Origin of the sequence: Mesorhizobium sp. M0296, assembly GCF_040321675.1 — a bacterium.
GTDB lineage: Bacteria > Pseudomonadota > Alphaproteobacteria > Rhizobiales > Rhizobiaceae > Mesorhizobium.
On record NZ_JAMYRZ010000098.1, the window covers coordinates 1 to 1940 of the forward strand.

1 protein-coding gene is annotated in these 1940 nt (G+C 58.5%); it reads right to left on the reverse strand.

Annotated elements, in window-relative coordinates; all coding sequences use genetic code 11:
* Positions 1-248: 248 nt before the first annotated feature.
* Positions 249-800, reverse strand: a complete 552-nt coding sequence (locus NKI97_RS35315) for a group I truncated hemoglobin (RefSeq protein ID WP_352838600.1) — start codon at positions 798-800, stop codon at positions 249-251.
* Positions 801-1940 lie beyond the last annotated feature (1140 nt).

The following is a 1940-nucleotide window of genomic DNA, read 5'->3' on the forward strand; positions in this document are numbered from 1 at the left end:
CATCATCGACTCAATCTCCTCTTACGACGAAGATTGAATCAGTGCTTCAGGACTGCTGCAACCCGGACTTTTTCAACACTATCGAACTCATGCTGCCACTGCCGGAAGGGTCGCTCAGCGCGGAAACAGTTCGCGCAGGTTCCGAGTAGGATCCACCGGAAGACTGCGCGCGCTGAGCTACGGCCGCGCCGCATCGTCACGGCGATGCGCGCCATGCTCAGAACGAATGCCCGCGCGATATAAGCGCTTCAGCCCGGCTTGACGTAGCCGGCGGTGACCTCGTCTTTGTGGGCGGCGAAAGCTTCCAGGACTTCGGTTTTCTCAGGCTTCGGAATTTTGAAATGATCCAACGTCCGCCCGAGTTCGGCTGCGACCTCATCGAATTCCGCGGGGGAAATCCGCAGGTCGCGATGCGCCTCCTCGAGACCGAGCGGCGTCGTGCCGGGCTTGGTGGCGACGAACTTGAAGGGCCCGCCAGAAACGTCGCAGACCCACAGCGTGCGCATGAACTTAAGGCCGGGCAACCTTTCCAGGTTCTTGGTGTGCCATTTGCGCAGCTGCGGATTCTTGGACTTTTGGCCGACGATCGGGTTCTTCACGACGGCGTCGCTGAAATGATCGATCACCGCTGCGATGGCGAACACGCCGCCCAGCCGCTCATACAGACTTTTCTCAGCTGTGGTTTTCTTGGCCTGGGCGAGCGCGTTGTCGGCAGGCAATACCGCCGTCGATGCCGCGGTCAGCGCCAGCGCGGCGACAACACTTCGTCTTGTCAAAGAGGTCGAAACAGCCGTTTTCATTCCTGGTTCCCTTCGCGGTTAGGCCAGAGCGAGCCGCAGCCTGTCTGGCGGGCTTCATGAAATGACGTTCGGACACTTTGCCGTAGTTTAGCACCGTCTAACGAACTAACGAGCCGTTCGCCCGAATTATTCCGATTGGGTGCATTGTCATGGTCAACATGCGTCAAAAGGGGAGAAGGCCGCGCGGATGAGGAAGGCTTAGCAGGCGTCGCTGCACGCGGCAGAGGTCGCGAAGCCACTTCGGCCGCATCTGTGCCCCTGACCTTGGGCATTTTCCTTCTGTGTCGTGTTGTTGTCGGCGGCAATCAGCCCCGGTAGGGGGCGTACAATCGCTTCCCGCGGCTTTGCCGGCTGCTTGCGGCCAATAGCTTGTGCTTTTCGAAGATCGCGAGCTTCTGCGGATAGGTCATCCGCACCTTGGCGTTGCACCCGTCGCATCTGAAGTGCGCGATTGTTCTTAGTGCAGAGCCCTTTCTTACCGCCGGGTGTGAGCAATCCGGACATTCGAATGTGAGCGCGACATCAGATAAGTCTTCGGCCAAACCCATCTCCATCCCCTTCGCAAGCTCGGTGGCTACACTCTGGCGATCATCAATGGGCAATTCAGATGCCAATCCGATTGTGCCAATGCGGGACTAGAACAATTCGCCTCGGAACACCGCCTAGCTAGTGCTCCTTCTCTGCGCCTTTTGAGCGACGAAGAGACCTAACTTCCTCCAGCAGTTCGCGCTCATTGGTAGTCACGTTTCGGAAGATTGCGACAATCATCACCGCCAAGGCTTCGGCATCCAGGCTTAGAGGGTCAATGTGCTCATCTGCGCAAACCTGATCAAACACGCGTTCACAAATAGCCAAATCGTGAGGGCTGAGGCGAGTGCGATTGAAACGCCGGCGCGACATTTGCGAGCCTTCGAGGCCGCTGCCCGTGCAAAAGAAGCGGGTCTTCGCAAGAAACGCGAGTCATTGAGCGATTGTTCCGGCTGCAAGCCTTGTTAAGCCGCCTGCAGCAGGGGCAGACCAGAATGCATTCCCCACGCGCATCATGGCGCATGCGAGAGTTGTGTGCGTCAAGTTCTGCAAAATGGCGTGGCATTGCGGTGACGTCGGCGTGTCCGCCGCGCAGCCCCCGTGTTTAGCGGA